The 5099-nt window shown below is 61.8% G+C and carries 2 protein-coding genes and 1 pseudogene; 1 reads left to right on the top strand and 2 read right to left on the bottom strand.

The features are described from left to right. Positions 1-247: 247 nt before the first annotated feature. Positions 248-472 (bottom strand): hypothetical protein, encoded by a 225-nt coding sequence (locus VK804_RS16545; RefSeq protein WP_325372118.1) that lies wholly within the window; start codon positions 470-472, stop codon positions 248-250. A gap of 260 nt (positions 473-732) precedes the next feature. Next, positions 733-1914, bottom strand: a pseudogene (locus VK804_RS16540) (CaiB/BaiF CoA transferase family protein). 555 nt (positions 1915-2469) lie between these two features. Here VK804_RS16540 and VK804_RS16535 point away from each other — a divergent pair. After that, the coding region (locus tag VK804_RS16535) for a cadherin-like domain-containing protein (protein WP_325372116.1) at positions 2470-5099 on the top strand (2630 nt) is incomplete at its 3' end.

Raw genomic sequence — 5099 nt, 5'->3', positions numbered from 1 at the left:
CTTCGCATAGCCACCCCGTCAAGCGTTGATAGCGTCTACACACACCACAGCCCACACACCGGGAGAGCTCTAACCAGAAAACCGCAAAAACTCAAAATGAGGCGCTGCAATCGAAACCAGCTAAGTTTTACAACAGAATCCTGCCGAAAGCAGAAGTAAATTCAGAACATTAGCGGCAACGCCATAAACCACGGCGGGTTAATGGCGTTGCCCGAACGTTCTCTTCCACGATGGTGGGTGATGACTGTCAGGCGGCAAGACGCCGTTCGGTTGCAGGCTCGCCGATGATCCGCCGAAGCTCGACAGCCCACGCATCGAGTACCTCGCGTTTCTTCGCTACCCGGACGCGCGTAGAGAGGTTGTAGATCTTGCGGGTGACCGCTGGCAGCGGCTTGCCGTTCTCGTCCTTGTTCGCCTGACGGTCGAGGCACAGCGAGATACCGGCCTCAGACAGACCCAGTTCACCGCACATCGTCGCCGCCGTCCGCCGTAGATCATGCGGCGCAAACGGCGCCCAAGCAGTTCGCAGATGCCCGGCGTGCGCGCGACCCGCTTGCCGTTCTTCGTTTCCTCGGTGCCGATCAGCGCGCCTGACATTGCCTGGCGCGAGAGCGGCGCGTCGCGGAAGCGGCCCGCGAAGGCATATTCGCAATTGCCCATCGCCTCCTTTACGCCGACAGCTGATCGAATTGGCGGAACACAATTCGTCATTCCGCCCGCGCGATGCGCCCCTCACACGACCTTGGCTTGCCTTAACTCCGCGATCTCTCCCGCGTCAAAACCGAACTCGGCCAAGACCTCGTCGTTCGCCAACTCCGGCGGTCGCGCCGCCATCTTGCTCGGCGTTCGCGACAATGTGACCGGCTGGCCGACCAGGCGGATGGCGCGCGGCGTTCGGCACGTCCTGCGCGATGCCGAGATGCTTGACTTGCGCGTCCTCGAACATCTGGTCGATCGAATAGATCGGGCCGCACGGCACGCCGGCGGCGTTGAGTTTGTTGACCCAGGTCTCCGTCGATTTCCGGATCGTGAGCTTGTTGATCACCGCATTGAGCGCGTCGCGATTTTTCGACCGCGCCTGCGCGGTGGCGTAATCGGGATTGGCCATGAGTTCGGGTGCGCCGATCGCCTGCGCGCAGCGTTCCCAGATCCGCCCGCCCGTGGTGGCGATATTGATGTAGCCGTCGGAGGTCTTGAACACGCCGGTCGGAATGCTGGTCGGATGGTTGTTGCCGGCCTGTTTGGCGACGTCCTTTTCCATCAGCCAGCGTGCGGCCTGGAAATCCAGCATGAAGATTTGCGCCTGCAACAGCGAGGTCTGCACCCACTGGCCTTCGCCGGAAACCTCGCGCTCCAATAGCGCGGTGAGAATGCCGAGCGCGCAGAACAATCCGCCCGTCAGGTCCGCCACCGGGATGCCGACCCGCATCGGCCCCTCGCCTGGCGCGCCGGTGATCGACATCAGCCCGCCCACGCCTTGCGCGATCTGATCGAAGCCGGGACGCTTGTGATAGGGGCCGTCCTGGCCGAAGCGGAGATGCTGCCATAGACGATGCGCGGATTGATTTTCCGTACGCTCTCGTAGTCGATGCCGAGCTTGGTCTTGACGTCGGGCCGAAAATTCTCGACCACCACGTCGGCCTTCTCCGCCAGCCGCCGGAACACGTCGAGACCTCTGGGGTCTTTCAGATTGAGCGTCATCGCCCGCTTGTTGCGGTGCAGGTTCTGGAAGTCGGAACCATGGCGCGGACCTCCCGGCTGTTCGGCCGCCGCATCCTCCAGCAGCGCATCGATCTTGATGACGTTGGCGCCCCAGTCCGCAAGCTGGCGCACGCAGGTCGGCCCCGAGCGGACACGGGGGAGATCGAGCACGGTGAAGCGGGACAGGGCCTGCGAGGCGCGCGGCGAGGGCATTTCGGACAAACTCCAGACGGGAGAGCGAAGGAACTCTGGTTTGATCGGCCAGATTGGTGGTAAATTCAATAGGCGATCACGGACATGCCGGCGCGCGACCAGCAGCGTCCCAATGTATCCGCAATCCCGGTGCTGATGCCTGCAGGTTGCGGCAACGGCAGATGGCTGGAGTTTTCTTGCATTCGGGAACCCGCCAAGACGGCACTGCTGCAAATTGCGCCACGGTTCGAAACCGCAAATTAACGGGATGGAAACACTGTATCGACATCGGATAAATGCGTGATACCAGCGATTCGAAGATGTCGCGACTAGCCTTCCCACCCTCCAAGGGCGCGGGCCACGGAAACATCTGGATACGATTTGAACAGCGCGAAATTCTTGATGGGAACCATGGGCTAAGCGATGAGATCCAAGTCTGTCCCGGACCCGCAATTGCCGCCGGATAGCGTTCTCAACGCCGCTGTTGCCGAGATTTACCCGGATCCCTGGATTGCGACCGACGATCACAATGGTGGAAATTCAACTGGGGACGCCCATTCATCCGCTTTGATAACGATGCCCATTTCGCTCGATATGGGCCTGCCCGAAACCCGCTCCTCCGAGGACGCGCCAGACTCCGGCTTCACGTATCAACTCGCCCACAACGGCTGGGATACGGCAGCCGAGGACGGGGGCGGCGAGGTTTCAGCGGATTCTCCCTATCCGTGGGCCGCGCCTTTGCCGGGGCCGTCGCTTTTCGCCAGCCCAGAGATCGCCGCCTTCCCGGCCGCTCATGTTGATGTCGGCAGCCTTGTTGATGTCCCTGCGTTCCAGACGCCCGCGCAGACCGACTTTCCGATATTTCACGCAGCGTTGAACGTGGCCTCGTCCGCCAACGGCGGCGGACCTGCGATGACGATGATTGCCGGAGATCCCGTCGCACCAGGCGCGAACGGTTTGGCGGAACTGGTGAATTCGGCAGACATCTCCTCCGGGCCGATCACCGAGGTTGGTGTCGGCTCCGGTGGCGCCACCGCGGCGCAGGTGCAGCAGGCCCTCGACGAGAGCGGACTGAGCGTCAACGGCTCGGGGATCAAAGTCGGGGTGATCTCCGACAGCTTCAACGATCTTGGCGGCGCGGCCGCGGACGAAGCCGACGGGGCATTGCCGTCCGCTTCCAACATTCAAGTCCTCGAAGACCTCTCTTCGGGCGGCACCGACGAGGGCCGCGCGATGATGCAGATCGTGCACGACATCGCCCCGGGCGCGAGCCTCGCGTTCTACACAGCCTTCAACAGCGAGCAGGACTTTGCCAACGGCATTCTGGCGCTCGCTGCCGCCGGCTGCAAAGTCATCTGTGACGACGTCAGCTATTTCGACGAGCCGTTCTTCCAGAACGGGATCGTGGCGCAGGCAATCCAGACCGTCGAAGCCGAAGGCGTCACCTATGTTTCGGCGGCCGGTAATGATGCCAGCAATGGTTATCAGGCGGCTTGGACGCCGATATCCGGGACGTTCGACGGCCGGACGCTCACGGACGCAGAGAGTTTTGGCGGGAGCCTCGTCCAGACCATCAGCATCAATACCGAAGGGACGGGTTACGATGTTCCCTTGCTGCTCGAGTGGAATCAGGCCTACGGCGCGGCGACTTCGGACCTCGAGATTCTGGTTTTCCAGAACGGGAGCCTCGTCGGTACCGCCACCAACCGGACAAGCGGTGAACCGAACAACCCGTGGATCGAGTACGATTTCACCGCCACCGGAACCTATCAGATTGCGGTCGTAAATCTGTCCGGACCGAACCCCGGCCTGATCAAGGAAATCACGGAGGGCGATGGCCTGCCGGCAACCATCAGCGGCGCCAATGCCGGCACCGTCTTCGGCCATGCGATGACCCCGGGCGCTATCGCCGCCGGCGCCGTGAGTTCGGCCCGTACGCCGGCCTTCGGCTTCACCCCAACAAGCGAGAGCTTTTCATCGTCAGGCGCAGGGACGGAGCTTCTGTTTGCGAACAATGGCACGGCGCTCTCTTCGCCCGACATGCTCAGTCCGGTCGCGGTTTCGGGCGTGGACGATATTGCGACGACGGTTTCGGGAGGCCTGAGCGATTTTTACGGTACCTCCGCCGCGTCGGCGAGCCTCGCCGGCGTTGCCGCGCTGCTGTTGTCGGAAAACCCCAACCTGACCCCGGCCCAAGTCGAGCAGGTCATGGAGGAGACCGCGCTGCCGATATCCAATTCGGCCGTCAGTGGCTCAGGTCTGGTCCAGGTCGACGCTGCCGTGGCCGCCGTGACGTCGCCGTCGCTGGTCGATGACGTTTCGTTGACGGTTCCGCTCGGCGGCAGCGGCGTCATTACGTCGAGCCTGCTCAGGTTCGACGACGCTGGCAGCAGCCATGCGCAGGAAATCTATACGGTGATCACCACGCCGGTCTACGGCACCCTGCTCAAGAACGGGTCGGCCACCTCGACCTTCACCCAGGCCGACATCGACAACGGTCTCATCGGCTACCAGGAGAACGGCAGTACCGCCACGACGGATTCTTTCGTATTCAAGGTCACCGATGCCGCGGGCAACACGACGACCGTGCAACTGTTTGATATCCAGATGTCTACGACGATTGAATCGTTCGGCGCTACCACTCTGGTCCAGGTTGGAAATCATTACTTCCTCGATAGCCACACTACCGGGACTGGTCCTGAGGTGATGTTTGGCGGCGCGCCACTTACAGTGGGTGAGTTCGCATGGACACCGATCGGCACGGAGCAGACGTCAACCGGGTATGAGATCGCTTTGAAGTACGCGGCCATCGGTCAATATACCGTGTGGAACACCGACAGCAGCGGTAACGTGACCTACGACCCGAGTGGCAACTTGTCCGGGACCAGCGAGGCGCTGGAAGCCTACGAAACGAGCTTTCATCAGGATCTGAACGGCGACGGCGTGATCGGCATTCCCGCCACCACCACAGTGATCGAGTCGTCTGGATCGACCAATCTGGTCCAGGTCGGTACCAATTATTTCCTCGATAGCAACAGCACGGGGACTGGTCCTGAGGTGATGTTTGGCGGCGCACCTCTCACGGCGGGTGAGTTTCCTTGGACACCGATCGGCGCGGAGCAGACGTCAACCGGGTATGAGATAGCTTTGAAGTACGCGGCCATCGGTCAATATACGGTGTGGAACACCGACGCTAATGGCAACGT

Origin of the sequence: Bradyrhizobium sp., from assembly GCF_035484855.1 — a bacterium.
Classification (GTDB): Bacteria; Pseudomonadota; Alphaproteobacteria; order Rhizobiales; family Xanthobacteraceae; genus Bradyrhizobium.
This window is presented reverse-complemented; position numbering and strand designations above follow the sequence as displayed.